General features: G+C 64.4%; 19 protein-coding genes. 12 read left to right on the forward strand and 7 right to left on the reverse strand.

What is annotated here, in order from left to right:
• Positions 1–43 precede the first annotated feature (43 nt).
• Complete coding sequence (locus NDI72_RS17545) at positions 44–526, reverse strand: SRPBCC family protein (protein WP_283801170.1); 483 nt, start codon at positions 524–526, stop codon at positions 44–46.
• A gap of 168 nt (positions 527–694) precedes the next feature.
• Between NDI72_RS17545 and chrA the strand changes: the two genes are divergently transcribed.
• Positions 695–1912 (forward strand): chromate efflux transporter, encoded by a 1218-nt coding sequence (chrA, locus tag NDI72_RS17550; RefSeq protein ID WP_283801171.1) that lies wholly within the window; start codon positions 695–697, stop codon positions 1910–1912.
• Between the two features lie 42 nt (positions 1913–1954).
• On the opposite strand, the gene pdxR is transcribed toward chrA, so the two are convergent.
• A complete protein-coding gene (pdxR, locus tag NDI72_RS17555; protein ID WP_113153782.1) occupies positions 1955–3451 on the reverse strand; it encodes a MocR-like pyridoxine biosynthesis transcription factor PdxR in 1497 nt (498 codons plus the stop codon).
• Positions 3452–3613: 162 nt separating this feature from the next.
• On the opposite strand from pdxR, the gene pgi reads away from it, so the two are divergent.
• The 8 genes from pgi to NDI72_RS17595 all read left to right on the forward strand — a co-directional run bounded on the left by pgi (position 3614) and on the right by NDI72_RS17595 (position 14094).
• Positions 3614–5254: a glucose-6-phosphate isomerase gene (gene pgi / locus NDI72_RS17560; protein ID WP_283801172.1), complete on the forward strand. Its 1641-nt coding sequence runs from the start codon at positions 3614–3616 to the stop codon at positions 5252–5254.
• 261 nt (positions 5255–5515) lie between these two features.
• Positions 5516–6454 (forward strand): N-acetylmuramic acid 6-phosphate etherase, encoded by a 939-nt coding sequence (gene murQ / locus NDI72_RS17565; RefSeq protein WP_283801174.1) that lies wholly within the window; start codon positions 5516–5518, stop codon positions 6452–6454.
• A 79-nt stretch (positions 6455–6533) separates the two neighbouring features.
• Positions 6534–8042, forward strand: coding sequence for an ABC transporter substrate-binding protein (locus tag NDI72_RS17570; protein WP_502888425.1), 1509 nt, complete (start codon positions 6534–6536; stop codon positions 8040–8042).
• Between the two features lie 359 nt (positions 8043–8401).
• The gene (locus NDI72_RS17575) at positions 8402–9361 is read left to right on the forward strand and encodes an ABC transporter permease (RefSeq protein ID WP_113153785.1); all 960 of its coding nucleotides are present in this window, start codon (positions 8402–8404) and stop codon (positions 9359–9361) included.
• Complete coding sequence (locus NDI72_RS17580; RefSeq protein WP_065816583.1) at positions 9361–10200, forward strand: ABC transporter permease; 840 nt, start codon at positions 9361–9363, stop codon at positions 10198–10200. Before NDI72_RS17575 ends, NDI72_RS17580 begins: the two co-directional genes overlap by 1 nt.
• Positions 10197–11942: an ABC transporter ATP-binding protein gene (locus tag NDI72_RS17585; protein ID WP_283801177.1), complete on the forward strand. Its 1746-nt coding sequence runs from the start codon at positions 10197–10199 to the stop codon at positions 11940–11942. The genes NDI72_RS17580 and NDI72_RS17585 overlap by 4 nt, the downstream gene beginning before the upstream one ends.
• Before the next feature lie 2 nt (positions 11943–11944).
• Positions 11945–12958: a serine hydrolase domain-containing protein gene (locus tag NDI72_RS17590; RefSeq protein ID WP_283801178.1), complete on the forward strand. Its 1014-nt coding sequence runs from the start codon at positions 11945–11947 to the stop codon at positions 12956–12958.
• Positions 12959–12966: 8 nt separating this feature from the next.
• The gene (locus NDI72_RS17595) at positions 12967–14094 is read left to right on the forward strand and encodes an anhydro-N-acetylmuramic acid kinase (RefSeq protein ID WP_283801179.1); all 1128 of its coding nucleotides are present in this window, start codon (positions 12967–12969) and stop codon (positions 14092–14094) included.
• Here the strand turns inward: NDI72_RS17595 and NDI72_RS17600 are convergent.
• Positions 14091–14537: a GNAT family N-acetyltransferase gene (locus NDI72_RS17600; protein WP_502888426.1), complete on the reverse strand. Its 447-nt coding sequence runs from the start codon at positions 14535–14537 to the stop codon at positions 14091–14093. The genes NDI72_RS17595 and NDI72_RS17600 overlap by 4 nt on opposite strands.
• Positions 14538–14726: 189 nt before the next feature.
• On the opposite strand from NDI72_RS17600, the gene NDI72_RS17605 reads away from it, so the two are divergent.
• Positions 14727–15092 (forward strand): YciI family protein, encoded by a 366-nt coding sequence (locus NDI72_RS17605; RefSeq protein ID WP_113153789.1) that lies wholly within the window; start codon positions 14727–14729, stop codon positions 15090–15092.
• Entirely contained in the window at positions 15089–16318 is a 1230-nt protein-coding gene (locus tag NDI72_RS17610; RefSeq protein ID WP_283801180.1) for an RNA polymerase sigma factor, read from the forward strand. The genes NDI72_RS17605 and NDI72_RS17610 overlap by 4 nt, the downstream gene beginning before the upstream one ends.
• Here NDI72_RS17610 and NDI72_RS17615 read toward each other — a convergent pair whose 3' ends face one another.
• Genes NDI72_RS17615 through NDI72_RS17630 form a run of 4 tightly spaced genes read right to left on the reverse strand, consistent with a single transcriptional unit; the run spans position 16319 to position 21835 of the window.
• Entirely contained in the window at positions 16319–17668 is a 1350-nt protein-coding gene (locus NDI72_RS17615) for a sugar porter family MFS transporter (RefSeq protein WP_283801181.1), read from the reverse strand.
• Positions 17665–18999: a sugar porter family MFS transporter gene (locus NDI72_RS17620; protein WP_283801182.1), complete on the reverse strand. Its 1335-nt coding sequence runs from the start codon at positions 18997–18999 to the stop codon at positions 17665–17667. The genes NDI72_RS17615 and NDI72_RS17620 overlap by 4 nt, the downstream gene beginning before the upstream one ends.
• 3 nt (positions 19000–19002) lie before the next feature.
• Complete coding sequence (locus tag NDI72_RS17625) at positions 19003–20532, reverse strand: GMC oxidoreductase (protein WP_283801183.1); 1530 nt, start codon at positions 20530–20532, stop codon at positions 19003–19005.
• Positions 20513–21835: a DegT/DnrJ/EryC1/StrS family aminotransferase gene (locus tag NDI72_RS17630; RefSeq protein WP_283801184.1), complete on the reverse strand. Its 1323-nt coding sequence runs from the start codon at positions 21833–21835 to the stop codon at positions 20513–20515. Before NDI72_RS17630 ends, NDI72_RS17625 begins: the two co-directional genes overlap by 20 nt.
• 349 nt (positions 21836–22184) lie before the next feature.
• Here NDI72_RS17630 and NDI72_RS17635 point away from each other — a divergent pair, with 349 nt between their 5' ends.
• A complete protein-coding gene (locus tag NDI72_RS17635; protein WP_283801185.1) occupies positions 22185–23162 on the forward strand; it encodes a helix-turn-helix domain-containing protein in 978 nt (325 codons plus the stop codon).
• The last annotated feature ends 236 nt before the right edge of the window (positions 23163–23398 follow it).

Below are 23398 nucleotides of genomic sequence, written 5' to 3' on the forward strand. Positions count from 1 at the left end.
ACGACCCGCTCGATCAGGAAATCTCCAGAACGAAAAAGCGTCCTCACGCTGAGGGCGCTTCGGCTTCTTCCGTGTCGTCGCCGGTGACGCGGGTGTTGAAGTCGGAGAAGAACTGGCCGGCCAGCTTCTTGGAGGTCGACTGGATGAGGCGGCTGCCGAGCTGGGCCATCTTGCCGCCGACATCGGCCTTGGCGCTGTAGGTTAGGATGGTGGCGTCCGGGCCGTCTTCCTTGAGCGACACATCGGCGCCGCCCTTGGCGAAACCGGCCACGCCGCCCTTGCCCTCGCCGCTGATCGTGTAGGAGTGCGGCGGGTTGAGATTGGTGAGCTCAACCGCGCCGCTGAACTTGGCCTTGATCGGGCCGATCTTAAGGGCGACGATTGCCTCGAACTCGGTGTCCGACGTCTTTTCCAGTTCCTGACAGCCGGGAATGCAGTCTTTCAGCACATCCGGGTCGTTCAGCGCCTGCCAGACCGTTTCCACCGGCGCTTCGATGCGTTCTTCACCTTCGATGACCATGGCCATGGCGCGTCCCTCCTGAAATCATGTCTCAATCTGGCTAACCCACTGCTTGCGTCTTGTCCATCCGCGCGGGCGTCGGCAGTGTTGTCTTGCGGGTGACCAGTCTTGTCTTGCAGGTGACATGTGCCGCGATTATGCGACATCGAATCGGCCGAGACATCAGGTGGAACAATGAGCGACAGCGACGTGCGGGGCGGAACAGGGGCAGAGGCAAAGGGAACGGCGGGAGAGGTTTTCCGCGTCTTTCTCAAGCTCGGTGTGACCTCGTTCGGTGGCCCCATCGCGCATCTCGGCTATTTCCGCGACGCGCTGGTGGTGCGGCGCAAATGGCTGGACGAAAAGGCCTATGCGGATCTTGTTGCGCTGTGCCAGTTCCTGCCCGGTCCGGCGAGCAGCCAGGTGGGCTTTGCGCTGGGTTTCCTGCGGGCAGGCCCCATGGGGGCGGCAGCCGCGTGGGCGGCCTTCACCCTGCCTTCGGCCCTGCTTCTCTTTGCGTTCGCGCTTTTTGCGGGTGCGCTCGACAATCCGCTCGGCGCGGGGCTGTTGCACGGGCTGAAGATCGTGGCGGTGGCCGTGGTGGCGCAGGCGGTGTGGGGCATGGCGCGGTCGCTCTGCCCGGACCGCGAGCGCGCAGGCATCGCGCTTGCAGCGCTTGTTCTGGTGACGTTAGCGGCCAGCGCCTTCGCGCAGATTGCGGCCATTCTGTCTGGCGCGCTGCTTGGCTGGTGGCTGTGCCGGGATAAGGTCGGTGAGGCTGGGCAGACGGTGGCCTTCGGGCTGTCGAAGCGCGCCGGGATCATCTGCCTTTCCCTTTTCGCGTTTCTGCTGTTCGGTCTGCCGCTGGCAGGGCAGATGACGCAGGGGCTTGCCGTGTTCGACACCTTCTATCGTGCGGGCGCGCTGGTGTTCGGCGGCGGGCATGTGGTGCTGCCGCTTCTTGAGGCGGGCGTGGTAGAGCCCGGCTGGGTCCCGCAGGATGCGTTTCTTGCCGGCTACGGCGCGGCGCAGGCCGTGCCGGGACCGCTCTTCACATTCGCGGCCTATCTGGGCGCGGTTCTGCACATGCCGCCCACGGGCGTGGCCGGCGCTGCAATCGCGCTTGTCGCGATCTTCCTGCCGGGCTTCCTGCTTTTGATGGGCGTTGCGCCCTTCTGGGATCGTTTCCGCCAGTTCGATGCGGCGCGCGCGGCGATGATGGGCACGAATGCGGCGGTGGTCGGCATATTGGCGGCGGCTCTCTACGATCCGCTCTGGACCACGGCGATCCTTGCACCGGCAGACTTTGCGCTGGCGGCGGTCGGCTTTCTGCTTCTGACTGTGTGGAAGGCCCCGCCATGGGTGGTGGTGGTGCTGTGCGCGCTGGCGGGAATGGCGCTGGCAGTCTTTTGAAAGAGGCCCGTCCCGGAAACCGGGAGGGGCCTTTGTCTGCGGTTATGCAGCGGCGCGTCGATGTTCGGCGGAAGCGGCTGCTGCGAGCTCGCGGATGCCGGGCTCGATCTGCTGGGCCGCGATGGACGAAATGCCAAGCCGCATGAACTGTGTTGCGCGCGGGCGGTCAATGAAGAAGCGCGCACCGGGCTCGATCAGAACGCTGCGTCGGGCAGCCGATTTGGCAAGGGCCACAGTGTCCAGTCCGGGCGGGCCTTCGAGCCAGAGCGAGGTGCCGCCGCGAATGTCGGCTGCGTTCCAGTCCGGCAGGATGTCGCCGACAGCCTGATAAAGCTTTTCACGCCGCTCCTCGAAGGCTGCAGAAATGCGTCGCACCAGCGTGTCGTGATGGCCAAGCGACAGGAACAGCGCCACGGCCCGCTGGTTGTTGGCCGGCGGATGGCGCAGCATGAAGCGGCGTAAGGCGCGCAGTTCTGCGATCAGGTCAGCCGGGGCAACGATGTAGCCCATGCGCAGGCCCGGTGCGAGCGTCTTGGACATGGAGCCCAGATGCACAACGCGGCCCGTGCGGTCGAGCCCCTTGAGGGCTGCCTGCGGGCGCTCGTCGGCGAGCTGGCTGTCATAATCATCCTCGATGACGATCCAGTCATTGCGCTCCGCCCCTTCCAGAAGCGCTTCGCGGCGCGCCTGGCTGAGCGGCACCATGGTCGGGCAATGATGGCTCGGCGTGGCGAAAACGAAGTCTGCATCTTCCGGAATCTGCGCCACGTCGATGCCCTGCCGGTCGACGGGAACCGGTGCGATCTGTGCGCCGGCGAGTTGGAAGATGGAGCGCGCGTCGGGATAGCCGGGGTTTTCGACAGCCACCTTCTTGCCACGGCTCATGAGCAGCGTGGCGAGCATGTAAAGCGCGTGCTGCGAGCCGAGCGTGATCAGGATCTCGTCGGGATTGGCGAAGATGCCGCGACGCGGAAGAAGCCGCGCCTGGATCTGCTCGATCAAGAGCGGGTCGTCACGGTCGACCATATCGGCCGCCCAGTTGCGAATCTCCAGAACGGCAAGCGCCATGCGGTTGCATTCGCGCCATTCGGCGGTCGGGAAAAGCCCCGGATCGAACTGCCCATAGACGAAAGGATAAGAGGCCTTCATCCAGTCTTCGTTCTTGCGCGGCTCGGGCATTTCGCTGGCCAGAATCTGGAACCGCTCGCCCCAGTTCACGCCATCCTTGCCACCCTGTTTGCGCGGCGGGCGCGGGGGCGCGGCCAGCACTTCTGGATTGACAAAGTGACCGCGGCGCTCGCGCGCGATCAGGAAGCCCTGATCGACGAGCTGCTGGAAGGCCAGCACCACCGTACCACGCGCAACACCCAGCTTTTCCGCGAGAATGCGGCAGGATGGAAGCGGCATGGAAGGGGCGATCTGGCGATCGAGAATTGCCGACACGATGGCCTGGCGGATCTGTGCCTGGAGCGTCTGTCCCGATTCGGGGGAAATCTTGAACAGACCGGTCCAGAGGGCGGTGTCGTTTCTGGCTGACATATGGTTTTCCTCTCCGGGGCGGAGCGTAACCTTGGGGCAATGCATGTCAACCCTGGTACAATTGATTGTTCCAACAAAGAAATTGATGGATGCCAGCAACCCCCTGTGCCGCCTCATTTTGTCTGATAAAAGAGGCGCGTTTCTTTTTGCAGGAGGGCCCCCTTGGACACGGCATTCGAAACCGCGCTGGCTGCGCTTCAGGAGCATCGCGGGAAAACCGCGCCCATGGATATGCGCGCCGCCTTTGATTCCGACCCGAATCGTTTTGCCCGCTTCTCGCTCGCTCTCGACGATCTGACGCTGGATTATTCGCGCGCCGCAGTGGACGAGGAAACGGTGGGGCTGCTCCTCAAGCTTGCCGAGGCTGCCGGGCTGGAGCAGGCGCGGGACGATATGTTTGCCGGCAAACACATCAACGTCACCGAGGACCGCGCCGTGCTGCATACGGCTCTGCGCGCGCTCTCCGGCGGTGCTGTCTACAATGACGGCGATGACGTGATGCCGGATGTGCGCGCCGTGCTGGGGGCGATGGACGCTTTTGCCGACGGCGTGCGTTCGGGCGCGATCCATGGCGCGACCGGCAAGGCCTTCACCGATGTGGTGAACATCGGCATTGGCGGCTCGGACCTTGGCCCCGTCATGGTGACGCGGGCGCTCTCGCCCTATCATGACGGGCCGCGCCTTCATTATGTCTCCAACGTGGATGGCGCGCATATTGCCGACACGCTGTCGGGGCTCGATCCGGAGACCACGCTCTTCATCATCGCCTCGAAGACCTTCACGACCATCGAGACGATGACCAATGCCCGCACGGCGCAGAAATGGGTCGCCGCAAAGCTCGGGCAGTCGGCGACGGGCGATCATTTCGCCGCCGTTTCCACCGCGCTCGACAAGGTGGCGGAGTTCGGCATCGATCCGGCGCGCGTGTTCGGATTCTGGGACTGGGTCGGCGGGCGGTATTCGCTGTGGTCGGCCATTGGCCTGCCGATCATGATCGCGCTTGGCGCTGATGATTTCCGCCGTCTGCTCGCCGGTGCGGAAGCCATGGACCGGCATTTCAAATCCGCACCGCTCAGAGAAAATTTGCCGGCTATTCTTGGTCTCGTCGGCTATTGGCATCGTGTGGTGTGCGATTATCCGGCCCGCGCGATCATTCCCTATGACCAGCGCCTTGAGCGGCTGCCGGCCTATCTCCAGCAGCTCGATATGGAATCGAACGGCAAGGGCGTGCGGCTCGACGGTTCGCCGGTCATCACGCCCACCGGGCCGCTGGTGTGGGGCGAGCCGGGCACCAATGGCCAGCACGCTTTCTTCCAGCTTCTGCACCAGGGCACCGACATCATTCCGGTGGAGTTCATGCTGGCGGCGAAAGGCCATGAGGCTGGCCTGCAGCACCATCACGATTTGCTGGTGGCCAATTGTCTTGCGCAGGCTGAAGCCCTGATGAAGGGGCGCACGCTGGCCGAGGCCGAAGCGCAGCTTCTGGACAAGGGGTTCCCCGAAGACGAGATCAGGCGGATCGCGCCGCATCGGGTCTTCACCGGCAACCGGCCGTCGCTGACGGTTCTCTACCGCAAGCTTGATCCCTATGCGCTTGGCCGCCTGATCGCGCTCTATGAACACCGGGTTTTCGTCGAGGCGCAGCTCTTCGGCATCAACGCTTTCGACCAATGGGGCGTGGAGCTGGGCAAGGAGCTCGCCACGGAACTCCTGCCCGTGGTCGAGGGCAAGGTGGACGCTGCCGATCGCGATGCCGCAACCGCAGGCATGGTGAAACGCATCACGGCGCTGCGCGAAGGCTGAATCGGACGCCGGCCTCCTCCTTCCGGGGGGTAGCGCCGGCACCCCGCCATCCTGTTTCCAGACGGTCATTTTGTACCTGAACCGGCGGGCCAGCTCTCATGGGAGAGCCGGTCCGGTCGGGGTTTCCGTGCATCCGGACAGGAATAGATTATTCCTAACTGTAATTGACTCTTGGAATTTTCAATCTTAACACTTCTGAAAGGCGAGTAGACCGGCGAAAGCGGTGAGACCGCGCGCCGGAAGGCGATTTCGGGAGACGTTATGAACGCGCAGACGCTTATGTCGGAGCTGGAAAAGCTCGTTTCGGAAGGACGCAACCCCGACACGATGCAGATCGATCTGCAGCCGACGACCGAAATCCTCAAACTCATCAACACGGCAGACAAAGACGTGCCGCTGGCCGTCGAAAAGGTGATCCCGGAGATCGCGGAAGCCGTCGACCGCATCGTCGAGGCGTTTCAGAACGGTGGCCGGCTGATCTATATGGGCGCTGGCACGAGCGGCCGGCTCGGCGTGCTCGACGCTTCGGAATGCCCGCCCACCTTCAGCGTGCCCGAAGACATGGTGACCGGGGTGATCGCCGGCGGTGACCATGCGCTGAGGCACGCCGTTGAAGGCGCGGAAGACGACCCGGAACAGGGACGGCAGGCGCTTGTCGATCTGGCGCTCACCGACAGGGATGTCGTGGTGGGCATCGCGGTGAGCGGCCGCACGCCCTATGTGATCGGCGGTCTGAACTACGCCCGCGAGACCGGTGCGAAAACCGTTTCGCTTTCGTGCAACCCGGATTCGGTCATCGGCGCCATTGCCGACATCGCCATCGCGCCCGTGGTGGGGCCGGAAATCCTGACCGGCTCGACGCGGATGAAATCGGGTACGGCGCAGAAGCTCATCCTCAACATGCTCTCCACGGCGAGCATGATCCGCATCGGCAAGATCTATCAGAACCTGATGGTGGACGTTAACATCAGCAACCAGAAGCTTCTGGCGCGTGCATCGCGCATTGTCATGGAGGCAACGGGCTGCTCGGCGGACGAGGCCGAGACGCTGCTGGGCCAGAGTGGCAATGATGTGAAGCTCGCGATCTTCATCGCATTGACGGACATGGATGTGGAGGAGGCGCGCGCGGCGCTCGAGCAGGCTGGCGGCTTTCTGCGCAAGGCAATAAACGACAGGCAGGGCCAGACGGCCATCAAGTGAAGCAGGTATTCATGCGGTCCGTCGAAAGGCCGCTGGCATCAATCGCTTTCGGAGGAAGATGATCATGGGAAAAACTCTGATGAAGAATTTTGCAGCGTCGGTGGCGCTCGCGGCAACGCTCGGCGCAACGACGGCAATTGCGCCGGCTGCGGCCGAGACGCTGCGCATGGCCTGGTCGCAGGATGCGACGGGCCTCGATCCGCACAAGCAGACGGCCTTCTCGTCGCTTCGGCTTCTGGAACTGGTCTATGAGCCGCTGGTGCGTCTCGACGCCGAGCTGCAGATCGTTCCGGCCGTGGCCGAGAGCTGGGAGTTTTCCGAGGATGGCAAGACGCTGACCTTCAAGCTGGATGGCGATGCGCAGTTCCAGAACGGCGAAAAGGTGACGTCGGCTGACGTGAAGGCTTCCTTCCAGCGCATTCTGGACGAAGCGACGGGCGCTGCCGCCCGCGCCAACTTCACCTCCATCGAGAGCATCGACACGCCGGACGAGACGACCGTTGTCTTCAACCTGTCGCAGCCGGACGTTCCGATGCTGACGGCGATGACGAGCATCAACGCCGCCGTTGCTCCGGCGAGCGAGATCGAGGCCGGCACGATCGGCACGAAGGCGATCGGCTCCGGCCCGTTCAAGCTGGACAGCTGGGAGCCGAACCAGAAAGAGGTTCTGAGCGCCAACCCGGACTGGGCCGGCGGCGAGGTGAAGGTCGACGGCATCAACATTTCCGTTCTGCCGGACGAGACCGCCATTCTGGCGGCGCTGCGCACCAAGCAGGTGGATTTCGCGCTGATCAACGATCCGCTCGTGGCCACGCTGGTGCCGAACGAGGCGAGCCTCGAACTGAGCCGCACGCCGGTTCTGGCCTATCACGTGCTGCAGCTGAACCCGTCGCGCGAGCCGATGACGGAACTGGCCGTGCGTCAGGCCATCTCCTGCGCCATCGACCGTCAGGACGTGCTTGATACAGCGCTTCTGGGCGAGGGCGCCGTGACCGGCCCGCTGACCATGCCGGCCTACCGCTCGGACCCGGCTTCGCTGTTCTGCTATGAGCGCGATGTCGAGAAGGCCAAGGCGCTGATGGCCGAGGCCGGATATGCAGACGGCTTTTCCGCAACTGTGATCGCAGCCACGGGCGAGCCGCCCACAGCCGCTGCCGAAGCACAGGTGATCCAGTCGCAGCTTGCCGAGATCGGCATCGATCTCGACATCAAGATGATGGAGCTCAACGTCTATGTGGATACCTGGCTGAAGGGTGATTTCGACATGGCGGTGGCTCTGAATGGCGGCCGCGCCGATCCGTTCTCCATGTACAACCGCTACTGGACCAAGGCAGGCAACCTGCAGCATGTCGCCAACTATATCGACGACACGCTGGACAGCCTGATGCAGGAGGGCCGCGAAGAGACCGACCCGGCGAAGCGCAAGGAGATCTTCTCCAAGTTCGAGACGCATCTCGCCGAGGTTTCGCCGTGGATCTGGCTCTACACGGGCTACACCTACACCGCGCAGCAGAAGAATGTGGGCGGCTTCGTGCCTTCCCCGACCGGCACGCTGTTCGGCCTGACCGAGGTAACGGTCGGCGAGTGATTGCCAGGCGGGGCCGCACGTTCAGGTGCGGCCCCGTTTGCGCCTGGCGCCCTGTCGCGCTTGAAACATGAGAATTTGATGCGGCTCCGCCCAGCGCCCTCGTGGTTCGACAAGCTCACCATGAGGGCTATTGATGGCCCGTCACCCTGCAATGATCTGCAGGTCGGTACCGGAGGCGTATGAGATGTGTGGTGTTTGGTTCAAACCCTCAGAGTGCCGGGGCCAAGGTCCTCAATGTGAGAACTGATCCCCAGCCCTCATGGTGAGCTTGTCGAACCACGGGGGCGGCATGAAGGGCGCGGCCCTCAACCCCACGGCACAAGACGATTGCAGTTAGAAGGACACGGAGTGGAAGCTTCATGAATTACCTGGCCCGAAGGCTGATGACCTTTCCATTGGTCATGCTCGGGGTGTCCATCCTCGTCTTTGTCTCGATCCGGCTGGTGCCGGGCGACGCCATCACCGCCATGCTGGGAACAGAGGCCGGGCTTTTGACGCCCGATCAGCGCGCAGCGCTTGAGGCCTATTTCGGCATCGATCAGGGCTGGTTCACCCAGTACTGGCGCTGGCTTGCGGGTGCGGTTCAGGGCGATCTCGGCGTGTCCGTGACCTTCGGCAAGCCGGTGCTCGACGTGATTCTCGAACGCTTTCCGCTGACACTGGAACTGGCGCTTCTCTCCATGGTCATCGCGCTCGCCATCGGTCTTCCGGCGGGCATCTTCGCCGCCACGCGCAATGAAAAGCCCTCGGACCTCGCCGTGCGCATCTTCGCGATGATCGGCCAGTCGACGCCGAACTTCGTGTTCGCGCTTCTGGCGATCTATGTTCTGTCGGTGGGCTTCGGGGTGCTGCCGGCCATGGGCGAGTTCACGCCCTTCCTTGAAAATCCGCTGCGCAATCTGGGGCAGATGATCCTGCCGGCGCTGACGCTGGGCTTCGCCTTCGCCGCCGCCGTGACGCGCATTTCGCGCTCGGCCATGCTCGACATTCTGAGCGACGATTACATCCGCACCGCGCGCGCCAAGGGCGTGCCGGCGCGCAAGGTGATCTGGCGGCATGCGCTGCCCAACGCGCTGATCCCGGTGGTGACGCTGAGCGGCGTCGAGTTCGGCTATCTCCTGGGCGGCGCGGTGATCGTGGAACAGATTTTTGCGCTGCCGGGCCTCGGGCGCATGGTGCTCGACGCCATTCTCCAGCGCGACTACGCGCTGGTGCAGGGCTCGGTCCTGTTCATCGCGCTCAACTTCATGATCGTGAATCTTCTGGTCGATCTCGCCTATGCGGTGCTCGACCCACGCATTCGGCTGGGGGGCAAGTGATGCAGTTGCTGCGCGCCATTTTCAGCCATTCGAGCGGCCGCATCGGCGGCGCCATCGTTGGCCTTTACATCATCATCGCCATTCTCGGGCTTCTCGGCATCACGCCGCATGACCCGCTGATGCAGTTCCGCGTCGACCGTCTGCATGCGCCCGACGCGACCTACTGGATGGGCACGGACCTGTTCGGCCGCGATGTGGCGAGCCGGTTGATGCTGGGCATCAGCCAGTCCTTCATCGTCGCTTTCGCCTCGGTGGCGCTGGCGGCTGTGGCGGGCATTGTGCTCGGTCTTGCGGCCGCGTGGTTCGGCGGCTGGTGGGACGGCACGATCATGCGTTTCATGGACGTGCTTCTGGCTTTCCCGGCGATCCTTCTGGCGCTGCTCATCATCGCAATCGTGGGGCCGGGCACCTGGACCAGCGTGATGGCCATCGCCATCGTCTACACGCCGATCTTCACCCGTGTGGTGCGCGGGCCGGCGCTCTCCCTGAAGACGCGCGACTTCGTGGACGCCGCGCGCACCTTCGGTTCGAGCCGTAACTACATTCTGACGCGCCATCTGATGCTGAACCTCGTCGCGCCGCTGACGGTGCAGGTGACGCTGGCGCTCGCATGGGGCCTTCTGACGGAAGCGGGCCTGAGCTTTCTCGGCCTCGGCACGCAGCCGCCGGCCTCGTCGCTTGGCCTGATGCTCGCCGACAGCCGCAATCTGATGGAGATGGCGCCCTGGCTCCTGATCTTCCCGGGCATTGCGATCATGATCGGCATTCTCGGCTTCAATCTTCTGGGGGATGCGCTGCGCGACATTCTCGATCCCAAGACGCGGAGGTCGGTCGCATGACATCGCTTCTGTCCGTTTCAAACCTGCGCGTCGGTTTTGGCCGCAAGCCAGAAGACAATGAAATCGTCCATGGCGTGAGCTTCGATCTCGCTGCCGGCGAGACGTTGGCCATTGTCGGCGAAAGCGGTTCGGGCAAATCCGTCACCGCGCTGTCGATCAACCGGCTGGTGGATTTCGGTGGCGGCCGCATCATCGACGGGTCCATCCGGTTCCGGCGCGAGGACGGCAGCACGCTCGATCTGGCAGCAGCCGGCGAGCAGGAGCTGACGAAGATCCGCGGCGGCGAGATCGGCATGATCTTCCAGGAGCCGATGACCTCGCTCAATCCGGTTCTGACCATTGGCGAGCAGATCGAGGAATCGTTCCGCCTGCATCGCGGCCTGACCGGCCGGCAGGCGCGGGAAGCGGCGAAGGACGCGCTTGACCGGGTGCGCATTCCCGATGCCGCGCGACGCCTGAAATATTGTCCTCACCAGCTCTCCGGCGGCATGCTCCAGCGCGTGATGATCGCCACGGCCCTGTCGTGCAATCCGCGTCTTCTGATCGCTGATGAGCCCACCACGGCGCTCGACGTGACGGTGCAGGCGCAGATCATGGCGCTGCTCGCCGAGCTGAAGCGCGAGACCGGCATGGGCATGATCTTCATCACCCATGACATCGGGCTGGTGGCCGGCATCGCCGACAAGGTGATGGTGATGCAGAATGGCGAGGCGGTGGAGCAGGGACCGCTCGACGCGGTGCTCGATGCGCCGCAGCATCCCTATACGAAGCATCTTCTGAGCGCCGTGCCCCATTTCGAGGCCGGCCGCGCCACACGTACTGACTATCGCCGTGCCGACGAGCCAAGCGCCGCGCCGGCGCTTAAAGTGGAGGGGCTGACGGTTCGCTTTCCGGTGACCGGTGGTCTCCTGCGCCGGCAGACCGGTGCGGTTCATGCGGTGGACGGGGTCGATTTCGACCTGATGCCGGGTGAGACGCTGGGCATTGTCGGCGAAAGCGGCTCGGGCAAATCGACCACGGCGCGCGCCATTCTGGGGCTGGTCGAGCCGACGCGCGGCACCTTTTCCGCGAACACGAATGGCGCGGCGCGGCAGAGCAGCAAGCCGGTGCAGATGGTGTTCCAGAACCCCTATGCCTCGCTCAATCCTCGGCTTCGGGTGGACAGCATTCTGGCCGAGCCGGTGATTGCCGCCGGCGGCGGGCTGAACGGTGAAACGCAGGCGCGCATGCGCATGCTGCTCGACCGGGTGGGCCTGCCGGAGAATGCGCTGGAGCGCTATCCGCACGAGTTTTCCGGCGGCCAGCGGCAGCGCCTTTGCATCGCCCGCGCGCTGATGCTCAACCCGTCCGTAGTGGTGCTGGACGAGGCCGTCTCGGCGCTCGACGTTTCGGTGCAGGCCAAGGTGCTGGAACTCCTGGTGGACCTGCAGCGCGAGTTCGGCCTCGCCTATCTCTTCGTCTCGCACGACATGGCGGTGGTGGAGCGCATCGCGCACCGCATCGCGGTGGTATATGCGGGGCAGATCGTCGAGATCGGTGATGCGGCGTCGGTTCTTTCCGATCCGAAACACGCCTACACGAAACGGCTGATCTCGGCGGTGCCGAGCGTCGACCGGCGCAAAGAGACCTTTGAGGTGGACACGCGGCAGGTGCCGTCGCTGGTGCGGCCACTGGGCTTCGAGCCGGAACCGGCCAACTGGCAGAGTTTTGGTTCCGACCACATGGCGCGGGCGGAGGCATGAGCATGACGGACACGCCTGCCTCTGCGCCACGCTTCGAGCGCGCCTTTTCCCTGCTGAACGCTTCGGTGGAGGCGGGGCGCATTCCCGGCGGGGTGCTCGGCGTGATCGACCGGGATGGCGGGCGCATGGTGCGTGCCACCGGTTATGCGCAGCGCGTGCCGCATGAGCGTGAAATGCGCACCGACACCTGGTTCGATCTTGCATCGCTGACCAAGGTTATCTTCACCACCACGCGCATTCTGGAACTGGCGAAAGAGGGCGTGATCGATCTCGATTCGCCGCTCACCACGCTTCTGCCGGATCTGCGCCAGTATGATCCGGGCGCATGGGAGCGGCAGGTGACATTTCGCCAGTGCCTCGGCCACCAGACGCCGTTTCCGGCGGTGGAGCCGATCTACACCTATGGCCGCGATGCGGACCTGCTGCGCGCCTTCATTCTCCAGCGGCGCTGGGAAAAAGGCCCGTCGGTCTATTCCGACATCAATTTCATTCTGCTCGGCTTCGCGCTGGAGCGGCTTGAAGGCAAGCGACTGCGGACATTCGATCCGGGGCCGGGCTTCGCCTTTGCCGCCGATCCGGAAAAGACGGCGGCGACCGAGGACTGCACATGGCGGCACCGGGTGCTTTGCGGCGAGGTGCATGACGACAATTGTTCAGCGCTTGAGGGCGCGGGGCATGCCGGACTGTTCGGCACGGCCGACGCCGTGCTCGATTTCGCGGCAGGGCTTTTTGCAGGCGATGCCGATGGGGATGAGACGGTGGCGCTGATGCGCACGCCGCTTTCCGAAAAACGCACCCATGGCTGGGAACGGCCATATGACAACTGGCCCGGCGGGGCGCTGGCCAGCGCCGGCACGATCGGGCATACGGGTTTCACGGGAACCGGGCTTTGGGTCGATTTCGACAATGGCCTTGCGTGGACCCTTCTCACCAACCGCATACATCCGACCCGGCATTTCGACAGCGGCATCGCTGCGCTGCGACAGGCGGTCGGCGATTGCATGAACGCAGGATAGGAACGCACATGGCTGAAGGATTTGAGCCTGTCTGGGCCGTCGGCCTGATGACCGGCACCGTACTCGACGGAAACATCGACGTGGCGCTTCTGAAAACGGATGGCGAGCGCATCGAAGCGTTCGGCGCTTACACGCTGGCACCCTATCCGCAATCGACGCGCGACCTTCTGGAAGAGACGTTGCAGCAGGCGCGGGCCTGGAATTTCGAGGGCGATGAACCGGCGATCTTCGCCGAGGCGGAAGAGGTTCTGACCCGCGCGCAGGCGCACGCCGTGCGAGAGCTGGTGGAGAGCCATGGCCTGACCATGGCCGATATCGGCGCGGTCGGCTTTCACGGGCAGACGGTGTTGCACCGTGCGCCGCAGGAAGGGCGTCTCGGCGAGACGCGGCAGCTCGGCGACGGCGACCTGATGTATTCCATTCTGGGCTGTCCGGTGGTCTATGATTTCCGCTCGGCCGACATGCGCGCCGGCGGGCAGGGGGCACCGCTTTCGGCAGCCTATCATGCAGCCCTCTTGCGGGACGTGGACACGGATGGCGAGACGGCGGTGCTCAATCTGGGCGGCGTGGCCAATGTGAGCTGGTGGGACGGTGCGGACCGGCTTATCGCTTTCGACACCGGCCCGGCCAATGCGCCGATCAATGATTTCGTCAAGGCGCAGGGGCTTGGCGACATGGATCGCGACGGTGCGCTGGCGGCTTCGGGCACGGTGGACGAGGCGCGGCTGGCGGAGCTTTTGAAGCATCCCTACCTCACCGCGTCCTATCCGAAATCGCTCGACCGGTTCGACTTCGGTGCGTCCATGGCCGATGGTCTCGACGCCAGCACGGGTGCGGCGACGCTGACGGCCTTCACCGCATCGGCGGTTGGCAAGGCGCTCGATCTTCTGCCGGTTCGGCCAAACCGGCTGATCGTGTGCGGTGGTGGCCGGCACAACCCGACCATCATGAAGATGCTGGGCGAACGCGCCGGGGTGGAAGCAGCCCCCGCCGAAACGGTTGGCTGGCGTGGCGACGCCATCGAGGCCGAGTGCTTCGCTTTCCTTGCGGTGCGCGTGCTGCGCGATCTGCCGATCAGCTTCCCGACGACGACGGGCGCGCCCGAGCCGCTGCGCGGCGGGAAGATCGCCCGCTAAATTTTTGTGTGAGACGAGGGCAGCCGCTTCTGGAGAAAGATGCGGCTGCGCCCGATCGGGAAATTCTCAAGCCGTCCGAATTCCACATAGCCCTGACGGGTATACGCCTTCTCGGCGCTGGGATTGAACGTGTCGATCAGCGCGGAGTAGCAACCGCGCCGCTCTGCCTCTTCTTCCGCCGCCGCGAGCATGCGCCCGGCCATGCCCTGCCCGCGCAGGCTGTCATCCACCCACAGTTTCTGAATATAGAGCCAGCCCCAGGCGGTGTAGCCGGAAATGCCGGCAAGCACGGCGCCGTTCTCATCGCGCACGATGATGGCGAGCGTGGCCTTTTCGGACGGGCCGACATCGGCGTCGTTGAAAGCGGCGAGCTCCGTTTCCACCCGTGCCAGCGCCGCCTCGTCCGGTGTTTCGGTAACTTCGATTGTGACGCTCACGGCCATTCCATCCTTGTTCAAAACGGTTTCGAGCGTTCTATCCTTCCTGCGGGGAACGGCAAGAGGCGGGGAGAAGGTGGACCGCATCGGCAGGTTCATTTCGACAGGGCGCGAAAAATTTTTCATGGTGTTGTCGAATCCGGCTGCTGCCAGACGACCATGGGCGTTCGAAGCGCTCATATAAGGAGAGACACCATGCGCTATGCCTGCCTGATCTATTACAATCCGAAAGAGCTGTTCGGCGGTAGCCCGGAAGCGAATGCGGCGCTGGCCGAGTGCGCTGGCTATGACGAGAAGCTGAAGGAGACCGGCCACTTCGTCATGGGCGAGGCGCTGGAGTTGCCGGAAAACGCCATGACCGTGCAGATGCGCGACGGGAAGATGTCGGCGGTGGACGGCCCCTTCATGGAGACGAAGGACATGCTTGGCGGCATCGTGCTCGTCGAAGCGCCCGACCTGAACGATGCGGTGCGCGCGATCAGCGGTCATCCGCTGGCGAAGATCGGTTCCATCGAAGTGCGTCCGCTGGTCGACTTCTCGAGCCCGCCGCCGCAGCTGTGAACGGGGCTGACGCACGCGCTGCCGTCGAGGCGGTCTATCGCCGCGAGAAGCGGCGCGTGCTCGCAACTTTGATCCGCCTTCTGGGCGGGTTCGATGCGGCGGAGGAAGCGCTCCATGAAGCCTTCGCCGCCGCAGCGGACCGGTGGCCACGCGAGGGCGTGCCGGCCAATCCCTATTCGTGGCTGGTGTCGACCGGCCGTTTCAAAATGGTGGATCGCTGGCGTCGGCAGGCGCGGCTTGCCGGCGCTCTGCCGCAACTTGCGGCGCTGGCCGACCCGGCTTCGGAACCGGCTATTCCCGAACATATCCGCGATGACGAACTGCGGCTGATCTTCACCTGCTGCCACCCGGACCTGCCTGCCGATGCCAGCATTGCGCTGACACTGCGCGAAGTTGGCGGGCTGACCACGGAAGAGATCGCGCGGGCCTATCTGACCCGACCGCCGACGATTGCTCAACGGATCGTGCGCGCCAAGGCGAAGATCCGCGACGAGGCGATCCCCTTCGAGATACCCGCACGGGCGGAGCTGCCGGGACGGATCGAGAGCGTCCTGCGCGTGATCTACCTCATCTTCAATGAGGGGTATGCCGCGACCGACGGGCCGGCGCTGACCCGCGCCGACCTTTCCGGTGAGGCGATCCGGCTCGGCCGGTTGATGGCGGGGCTGATGGACGATCCGGAAGTGGCGGGCCTTCTGGCGCTGATGCTTCTGCACGAGGCGCGGCGCGAAAGCCGGGTGGACGCGGCAGGCGACATCGTTCTGCTGGAAGATCAGGACCGCTCGCGCTGGGACCGCGCCCTGATCGATGAGGCGCGGGCGTTGATCGATCACGCGCTGCAGGCGGGACGGCTTGGCCCCTATCTTTTGCAGGCGGCGATTGCAGGGGAGCACGGCGCGGCGGCGCGCACGGATGAAACGAACTGGCGGCAGGTCGTGTCGCTCTACGACATTCTGGCGATGGTGGACCCGTCGCCGGTTGTGGCGCTCAACCGGGCTGCGGCGCTCAGCATGCGCGACGGCGCGGAAGCGGGGCTTGCGGCCATTGATGCAGCGATGGCCGATGGAAGGCTCGACGCCTATCATCTGGCCCATGCGGCCCGCGCCGACATGCTGCGCCGGCTGAAACGCATCGACGTGGCGCGGGATGCCTATCGCACGGCGCTGGAGCTGGCCCGCCAGCCGGCGGAGCGCCGGTTTCTGGAGCGGCGGCTGGCCGCGCTCTGATCAGCGGCCAACCTGCCGGAGCGGGACGCCCTTCAGCACGTTCTCCTCGATGGCCTCGAGCGAGCGGCCCTTGGTCTCGGGCAGCCAGATGATCGAGATCACCAGTGCGAACAGGCAGATCAGGGCGAAGAACATGAACACGGTCGAGAGACCGAACTGCGTTACGCCGGTCAGGAAGAACAGCGCGACCAGCGCGTTGAACAGCCATGAGGTTGCGGACGCAGCGGAGAGGCCCGCCTCGCGCAGGCTGGAAGGCATGAGTTCGGCCATCAGCACATAGGGCAGTGGCCCGAGGCTGAGGGCGAAGGCGGCGATGTAGACGCACAGGCCGGCGAGGCCGAGAAACGGCATGTCCCACAGATGCGCGGCGACCACGGCGGAGAGACCGAGGATCATGACCAGCGATCCGTAGATCGCCAGCGGACGACGGCCAAGCCGGTCGACGGTCAGGATGGCGATGACGGTGGCGATCACATTGATGAGGCCAAGGCCGAAGGTTGCGCCCAGCGCTGCGAGCCCCGGCGGAAAGCCAAGCTCGGTGAAGATGGTGGGCGCATAATAGAGAATGCCGTCAATGCCGCTCAAGTTCTGCAGAATGAAGAGACCGCAGCACAGGGCGAGGACGGCCAAGGTCGCGCCGGTGCGCAGCGAGAGCGAAGGCCGCGCGTGCCCGGCGGTGGACGGCGCGGCGTGCGGGGTGGGCACGCCAAGCACACCGGCTGCTGCGCGGGCGGCGGCGTCGCCGCGCGCGGCGATGAGCCAGCTCGGGCTTTCCGGCACGGCGACAAGTATGAGGAGCCCGGCCAGCGGGATGACGATGCCGCCGCCAATGGCGAGCGGCCATGCGGAATGGTCGAGCAGGATCAGCGGCACCGCATAGGCCGCGAGTATGCCGAGCGTGACGGCGAGCTGAAACAGCGCCACCACGCCGCCGCGCCGGTCTGCCGGGGTGGCCTCGCCCGCATACATGGGCGCGACCATGGAGGAGATGCCGACGGCAAGCCCGATCAGGACGCGCGCAAAGACCAGCAGGGAGAGGGACGGTTCGGTGAGAACCACGCCATAGCCGGCGGCAGCCAGAACGAATGCGCCGGCCAAAGCCATGCGCCGGCCAAAGCGGCGGGCAAGCGGTGCGGCTGCAACCGCGCCGAAGAAGCAGGAGATGACCAGCGAGACGGTGAGATATTCCTGCCCGCGAACGGTGAGGCTGAACACTGCCGCGATGGGCTCCAGCCAGTCGGCGATGCTGGCCGTGCTGTAGCCGAACAGCAGCCCGCTGCAGGCTGTCAGTGCGGCGACCCGCGCAACCGCGAAGGCGGCGGGTCTGCCGGGAATGGCGGCATCGCTCATTGCGCCGCCACGAGCTCGCGCTGCTCCAGATCTTCAAGGCTCACGCCCTTGGTTTCCGGCGCATAGAGCCAGGCGACCACCGCGCCCAGAACGCAGAAGGCGCAGAACACGGCGAAGGTTGCCGCCGCACCGGCATAGCTGACCAGCAACGGGAACATGAAGACCACGAGGAAGTTGCACGACCAGTTGGCGACCGAGGCCATGGCCATGCCGCGGCTGCGCATGGCGAGCGGGAAAAGCTCGGACATGTAAAGCCAGGGAAGCGGCCCGAGACTGACGGCGAAGAAGGCGATGTAGGCAAACAGCCCGATCAGCGCCAGTGTCGCAAGCTCGGAACCCTGTCCGTTCATCGCATAGGCGATCACGGCGAGGCTCACGGCAGAACCGATGAAACCCAGAATGAAGAGCGGTCGGCGACCGAGCCTGTCGACGAAGAGCATGGCGACCACGGTCATCACGACATTGACGATGCCGATGCCCACCGTGGCGGTGAGCTGGGTGCTCGAACCATCGAAGCCGGCATGGCCGAGAATGGTCGGCGCATAATAGATGACGGCGTTGATGCCGCTGACCTGCTGAAGCAGGAAGGCGGCGATGGCGAAGATCGCCAGCGGGCGGATGTGATCCGACAGGAAATCCGACCACGGGGCTGTGCGCGGTTCGCCTGCATGCGTTGCGGCGATGTCGCCGACAATGTGGTCCACTTCCTTGCGGTCGAGGTCCGGCTGGATGGCGGCGATGACCGAGCCGGCCTCTTCGCGGCGGCCGCGCATGACGAGCCAGCGCGGGCTTTCCGGCGAGAGCGCGATGCCGATCAGCGAGACGAAGGCGGGCACCGCGCCAAGCGCCAGCATCCAGCGCCATGCGCCGAGCGGCTCCAGCGCCAGGTCGATCAGATAGGACACCAGAATGCCAATCGTGATCATGAGCTGGAAGGCAGAGACGATCGCGCCGCGATGCCGCGCCGGCGCAAGTTCGGCGAGGAACATGGGGGCGGCGAGCGCCGACGCGCCGATGGCGATGCCGAGCAGAAGGCGCGCAAGGATGAGCGCGATTTCTTCCTGCGCCAGACCGCTGGCGATTGCACCGATGCCGAACAGAACCGAACACATGATGAGCACCTTGCGGCGGCCCAGACTGTCGGCCCACAGCGCGGCGAGGATCGCGCCACCCACCGCGCCAAGCGGCACGGAGGCGGTGACGAGGCCTTCACCGGAGGCGGAGATTTCGAAGGTCGAAGTAATGAGCGGCAGAGCGCCGGCAATCACGCCTTCATCGAACCCGAAGAGAAAGCCGAACAGGGCGGCCAGTATCACCAGTCGGATCAGCATGGATCAGATCTCCTCCCCGAGCAGCTCGGCCACGCCTTCTGCATGACGAAGCGACCAGGCCGTGATGGTCAGGTAGCTGTTGGCCGAACCCTGTGAAGGCCACGCTGCGGAATCGGCAACGGACAGATTGGGCAGAGCCCAGAACCGGCCATGGGTGTCGGTGATGCCGACGCCCGGCTCCGCCGACATGCGCAGGCCGCCGATTTCATGCAGGGCCGCGCCGGGCGGGTTGATCTGGCTGCGCACCAGCTCCGCGCCCATGCCTTCCGCCACCTGCGGAAGGAAGGCGTTCATCTCGTCGAGAATGCGCAGGTCGTTTTCGGTGCGGCCGTTGAGGACTGCGTAGCGGCCCATATTGCCGGGGCCGTCGCCGCATTGTCCGGTGAGCTGTAACTCGTTGCTCTTGGCCGCTTCGCCGACGCCGAAGCAATAGGCGAGGAGGTACAGCCCCTGGGGATCGCAGTCGAGCCACACGGTTGCGTGATAGGGCGAATACCAGGTCTCGTCGAACGGTCCCTGGATCTGGATGTGATAGGGACGGTCCTTGCCGGCGGGAATGAAGGTGTAGATCGGCTCGTTGAGCGGCGCCTTCAGACGGAACAGGCCCTGAATGAACAGGTGGTCGGCGATGTGGGTGCCGACCAGCGGGTGAATGTCGCGCAGACCGGAATCGAGCGCCAGCCGCGTCGACTGGATCGCGCCACCGGCCAGACTGTAATGACGGGCGACAAGGCGGAAGCGGCGGTCGCTTTGCGCACCGCGCGCAACGATGCCGGTCACCTGCCGGCCATTGTTCTCGATGCTCTCGGCAATGGTGTCGGGAACCAGCACGATGCGTCCGCGCGCCACTTCTCTTGAGAGAAGGCCGCTGCGCAGCAGGCGGTCGGCAGCAGAATCGAAGCCGCGCGGCACATAGCCATTGCGCGATTCCTGCGTGTCGACACCGAGTGCGGCGTGTTCGGCATCGATGCCGGCCTTGTGGAGGCGGTCCAGAATCGTGTCCTGCGCCTTGCCGCGGAAGAAGGGCGGGCGCTCCTCCGAGCGGCCGGAGACATGCATGATGCGCTCGGCGCGGTCGTAATAGCTGGCGAACTCTTCATAAGAGAACGGCCAGTCGTCAAAATCCCATTCCGAAAAGCGTGGCGTGCAGCCGCCCCAGAAAAGCGTGCGTCCGCCGACAGCCGACCATGCATCATTGTTGAGCGGCGAGGCAACGCCATCGCTGAAGTGCTCGTGGTCGGTCCAGGCGGTGCGATAGCGCACCAGATTGTGGATCTGCGGGGTGATGTCCTCGCGGCTGCGGAAAGGGGTGGAGCCCACATGGCTTGGCAGCAGGAAAGGGCCGGCCTCCAGGATCACCACGGAAAGCCCCTTGCGCGCCAGTTCGATGGCGCTGGTGACGCCGGCCGTTCCGGAGCCGATCACCAGCACATCAATGCCGGTGGTCGCCTTGGAGATGGAAAAGGGATCGGAGGTCAGGAGAGAAGAGAGTGTCGGCATCGGTGCGGCGGTCTCAGCGATTGAAGAGGGCATTGGCGACTTTTCTGAATGCGGTGATGATGTCGGTGACGTCGTCGTCGGTGAGTTTGGAAGCGATGGCGAGGAGCGCACCGCGCTCGCTGAGCGCATCGCAATTGGGCAACGCGCCGCGGCGATAATCGATCTCGCCGGCAAAGGCGTTGAGCGGATGCGTCCAAGGAAAGCCGTCACGGCTGTTGGATCGCTTCTCGGTGAGGCTCGGAATGTTGAAATACCAGTGCAGTCCCCATTCGCGCATGGTGATGCAGCTCAGAGAACCTGCCGGGCCGCGAATGCCCTCGGCGCGCAGTGCCTCGGTGAAGGCCTGACAGGTCTCGGCGTCACGATAGAGCGTGACAAGGAAGGGGCCGCTGTCGCCGGATGGATCCGGCACGGTGCGGAAGTCGATCTGCGGAATGTCGGACAGCGCTTCGCGGATGCGCCATTTGGCCGTGCGCATGGCGCCGGTGATCTGGCCGAGCTTGCGAGACTGGGCAAGCGCCATGGCGCCGGCCAGATCCGACATGCGTGCGCCAAAACCCCAGAGCTGGCAGGTCTCGTCGGATGTGTCGAGCCGCCCCTCTTCATTGCGCGCAAAGCCAAGATCGTGGAGCGCGGTGATGCGGCGGAAGATGGCATCGTCCTGACAGACGATCATGCCGCCATCGCCGGCGGTCATGTTCTTGTTGAGCTGGAAGCTGAAGGTGGCGATGTCGCCGAAGCGGCCAACCGGCGTGCCGCCGGAACTTGCGCCGGCAGCCTGCGCGCAATCCTCGATGAGAGCGAGGCCGTTCTCCTTCGCGATCCCGGCGATCTCGGCCACATGGCCGGGCGCACCACTCATATGCACCAGAAGGATGGCGCGGGCGCGCGGCGTGATCTTGCGGCGCAGATCCGCCGGATCCATGCAGAAGGTCTCGTCAATATCGACCAGCCGGGGGATCGCGCCGCTGCGCACGATGGCGGACACGCAGCTCACCCACATATATCCGGCGATCAGAACCTCGTCGCCCGGCCCGATGTCGAGCGCCGAAATGGCGATGGAAAGGGCGGCCGTGCCGGAGGAAACGCCAAGCGCATGGCGATGGCCATAGGCGGCGCGCCACTCCTGTTCCAGCGTGTCGACCATGTGCTGCGGGTTGGGACCGTAAAACCGGAAGGGGCTCTGCGCGTCGATCACCCGGTCGACCAGCTCGCGCTCCTCCTTGCCGATCCAGTGTGCGCCGGGCAGTTCCCAGGGCAGGGGCGCGGTGCGCACGGGCGTGCCGCCTTCAAGCGCCAGGCGATTGGCCAGCACGGTTGGGCTTTGCTCGGTCATGAAGCGTTCCTTGGTATGCGGTGTGTTGCGGTATGTCGTTTGTCGGGGTTTCCGGACACGATGCCTGCCGGCTGCTCGAAGAGCGCCTTTGCGAACGCATTCCGCACAAGAAGGTCGCCGGAACGCGTCCGGCCTTCTTTCATCCCCCTTGAAAACGAAACGCATCCGCCCGCCGCGCGGTGAAATACCGGCGCACGGTCACGGAAGGTTCCTGATTTGCAATGCTACACAGCGAAACGCCGGCTAAGTCTTACAAGGGTTGTGGTGAATTGCTTTTTGTTATCATTATTTGCAGCGCCGCTTCGTCATATATGGGTGGCGGCTGCGTGTGCTTGGGGGAGCGTTTCAAATGTCTATGGCAGGGTCTTTCGAGAAACCGACCGTTGAAGTGAAACTTGAAGCGGAGGGCGGTGGACGCCATGCCGGTTCGGCCTATGACAGCGAGGCGATGTCCGCCCTGCCATTCGGGACCTGTGAGCTCGAGCGGTTTGAACTGAATGACGGGGTGATCCTGCATCTGACCCGCATGCATTTCCGCGAAGAGACGGAAATGGAAATCGGCAACACCCAGCCGCCGGGAACGGTCAGCTTCATGGGGTGCGCCTCCGGTGTCGTTCATTACGATCTCAATGGCTGCGACGGGGTGTTCACGAACCGCGATAATCTGGCGATGCATCTGCCCGAGCATCGGGGCACTTTCCGGGTCATGCCGGGCAAGGCGGTCTGCGCCGCCGGCATCTGCCTGCGCGAGGAGATGATCGAGAGCCGGCTCGGCTTTGCACCGCCCAAGGCCATGCACCGTCTCTTTCATATGGAAGAGCGTACGGTGCAGCATTTCGAGACCCGTCCCGAGGTGCGCTTTCTCTGCGCGATGATGAATGACTCGCAGCTTGGCGGAGAAACCCGTCGCCTGCATCTGGAAGGCACGGTCAACGCACTTCTGGCAGTCTATTGTGATGTGATCAGGCAAAGCGGCCTCAAGGAAGATGAGCGCGCGATCAGCGAGCATGATCGGTCCACGGCCTGCGCGGCGCAGGATATTGTTCTTTCACGGCTGGCGGATGCGCCGGGGCTGGAAGATCTCTCCAAAGAAGTGGGCATGGCGCCCCGGCGTCTGAACGAAGTCTTTCGCCAGGCGTTCGGCGAGACCGTTGCGGAGTTCACGCGCAATGCCCGGCTGGATGAGGCCGCACGGCGGATAAAGCTGGAGCGTGTCTCTATCAAACAGGCGGCATGGGATGCCGGATATCGGCATGTGGCGAATTTCAGCCGGGCGTTTCAGTCCCGTTTCGGCTGTACGCCGGGTGATCATTCCCGACGACCCTAGAAGAGGTCTCCGGATCGGTTCACTCCTTATACAGGGTGAACCGGTCCCCGCCCGGGACGGTACGACGGTAAAAGCCAGGGTGCCGTAAGGGCAGTTTTACATGTCAGAATGCGACATGGTTTTTGCGGGCTAGAGTTTTGCCGGCAAGAATGGCTGAAAAGGCCGGAAATGCGCGGTTTGGCAAGTTTTTGGCCCTGTTTGTCGTTTTTTATTATCGTTTGAAATCAGTGGGTTGA

Origin of the sequence: Nitratireductor sp. GZWM139 (assembly GCF_030068685.1) — a bacterium.
In the GTDB taxonomy this organism is placed as follows: domain Bacteria; phylum Pseudomonadota; class Alphaproteobacteria; order Rhizobiales; family Rhizobiaceae; genus Nitratireductor; species Nitratireductor aquimarinus.

What these genes read in the sequence shown, in the direction of transcription:
- NDI72_RS17545 (WP_283801170.1), bottom strand. Translation starts at nt 526, where the DNA reads ATGGCCATGGTCATCGAAGGTGAAGAACGCATCGAAGCGCCGGTGGAA.
- chrA (WP_283801171.1), top strand. Translation starts at nt 695, where the DNA reads ATGAGCGACAGCGACGTGCGGGGCGGAACAGGGGCAGAGGCAAAGGGA.
- pdxR (WP_113153782.1), bottom strand. Translation starts at nt 3,451, where the DNA reads ATGTCAGCCAGAAACGACACCGCCCTCTGGACCGGTCTGTTCAAGATT.
- murQ (WP_283801174.1), top strand. Translation starts at nt 5,516, where the DNA reads ATGAACGCGCAGACGCTTATGTCGGAGCTGGAAAAGCTCGTTTCGGAA.
- NDI72_RS17570 (WP_502888425.1), top strand. Translation starts at nt 6,534, where the DNA reads ATGAAGAATTTTGCAGCGTCGGTGGCGCTCGCGGCAACGCTCGGCGCA.
- NDI72_RS17575 (WP_113153785.1), top strand. Translation starts at nt 8,402, where the DNA reads ATGAATTACCTGGCCCGAAGGCTGATGACCTTTCCATTGGTCATGCTC.
- NDI72_RS17580 (WP_065816583.1), top strand. Translation starts at nt 9,361, where the DNA reads ATGCAGTTGCTGCGCGCCATTTTCAGCCATTCGAGCGGCCGCATCGGC.
- NDI72_RS17585 (WP_283801177.1), top strand. Translation starts at nt 10,197, where the DNA reads ATGACATCGCTTCTGTCCGTTTCAAACCTGCGCGTCGGTTTTGGCCGC.
- NDI72_RS17590 (WP_283801178.1), top strand. Translation starts at nt 11,945, where the DNA reads ATGACGGACACGCCTGCCTCTGCGCCACGCTTCGAGCGCGCCTTTTCC.
- NDI72_RS17595 (WP_283801179.1), top strand. Translation starts at nt 12,967, where the DNA reads ATGGCTGAAGGATTTGAGCCTGTCTGGGCCGTCGGCCTGATGACCGGC.
- NDI72_RS17600 (WP_502888426.1), bottom strand. Translation starts at nt 14,537, where the DNA reads ATGGCCGTGAGCGTCACAATCGAAGTTACCGAAACACCGGACGAGGCG.
- NDI72_RS17605 (WP_113153789.1), top strand. Translation starts at nt 14,727, where the DNA reads ATGCGCTATGCCTGCCTGATCTATTACAATCCGAAAGAGCTGTTCGGC.
- NDI72_RS17615 (WP_283801181.1), bottom strand. Translation starts at nt 17,668, where the DNA reads ATGAGCGATGCCGCCATTCCCGGCAGACCCGCCGCCTTCGCGGTTGCG.
- NDI72_RS17620 (WP_283801182.1), bottom strand. Translation starts at nt 18,999, where the DNA reads ATGCTGATCCGACTGGTGATACTGGCCGCCCTGTTCGGCTTTCTCTTC.
- NDI72_RS17625 (WP_283801183.1), bottom strand. Translation starts at nt 20,532, where the DNA reads ATGCCCTCTTCAATCGCTGAGACCGCCGCACCGATGCCGACACTCTCT.
- NDI72_RS17630 (WP_283801184.1), bottom strand. Translation starts at nt 21,835, where the DNA reads ATGACCGAGCAAAGCCCAACCGTGCTGGCCAATCGCCTGGCGCTTGAA.
- NDI72_RS17635 (WP_283801185.1), top strand. Translation starts at nt 22,185, where the DNA reads ATGTCTATGGCAGGGTCTTTCGAGAAACCGACCGTTGAAGTGAAACTT.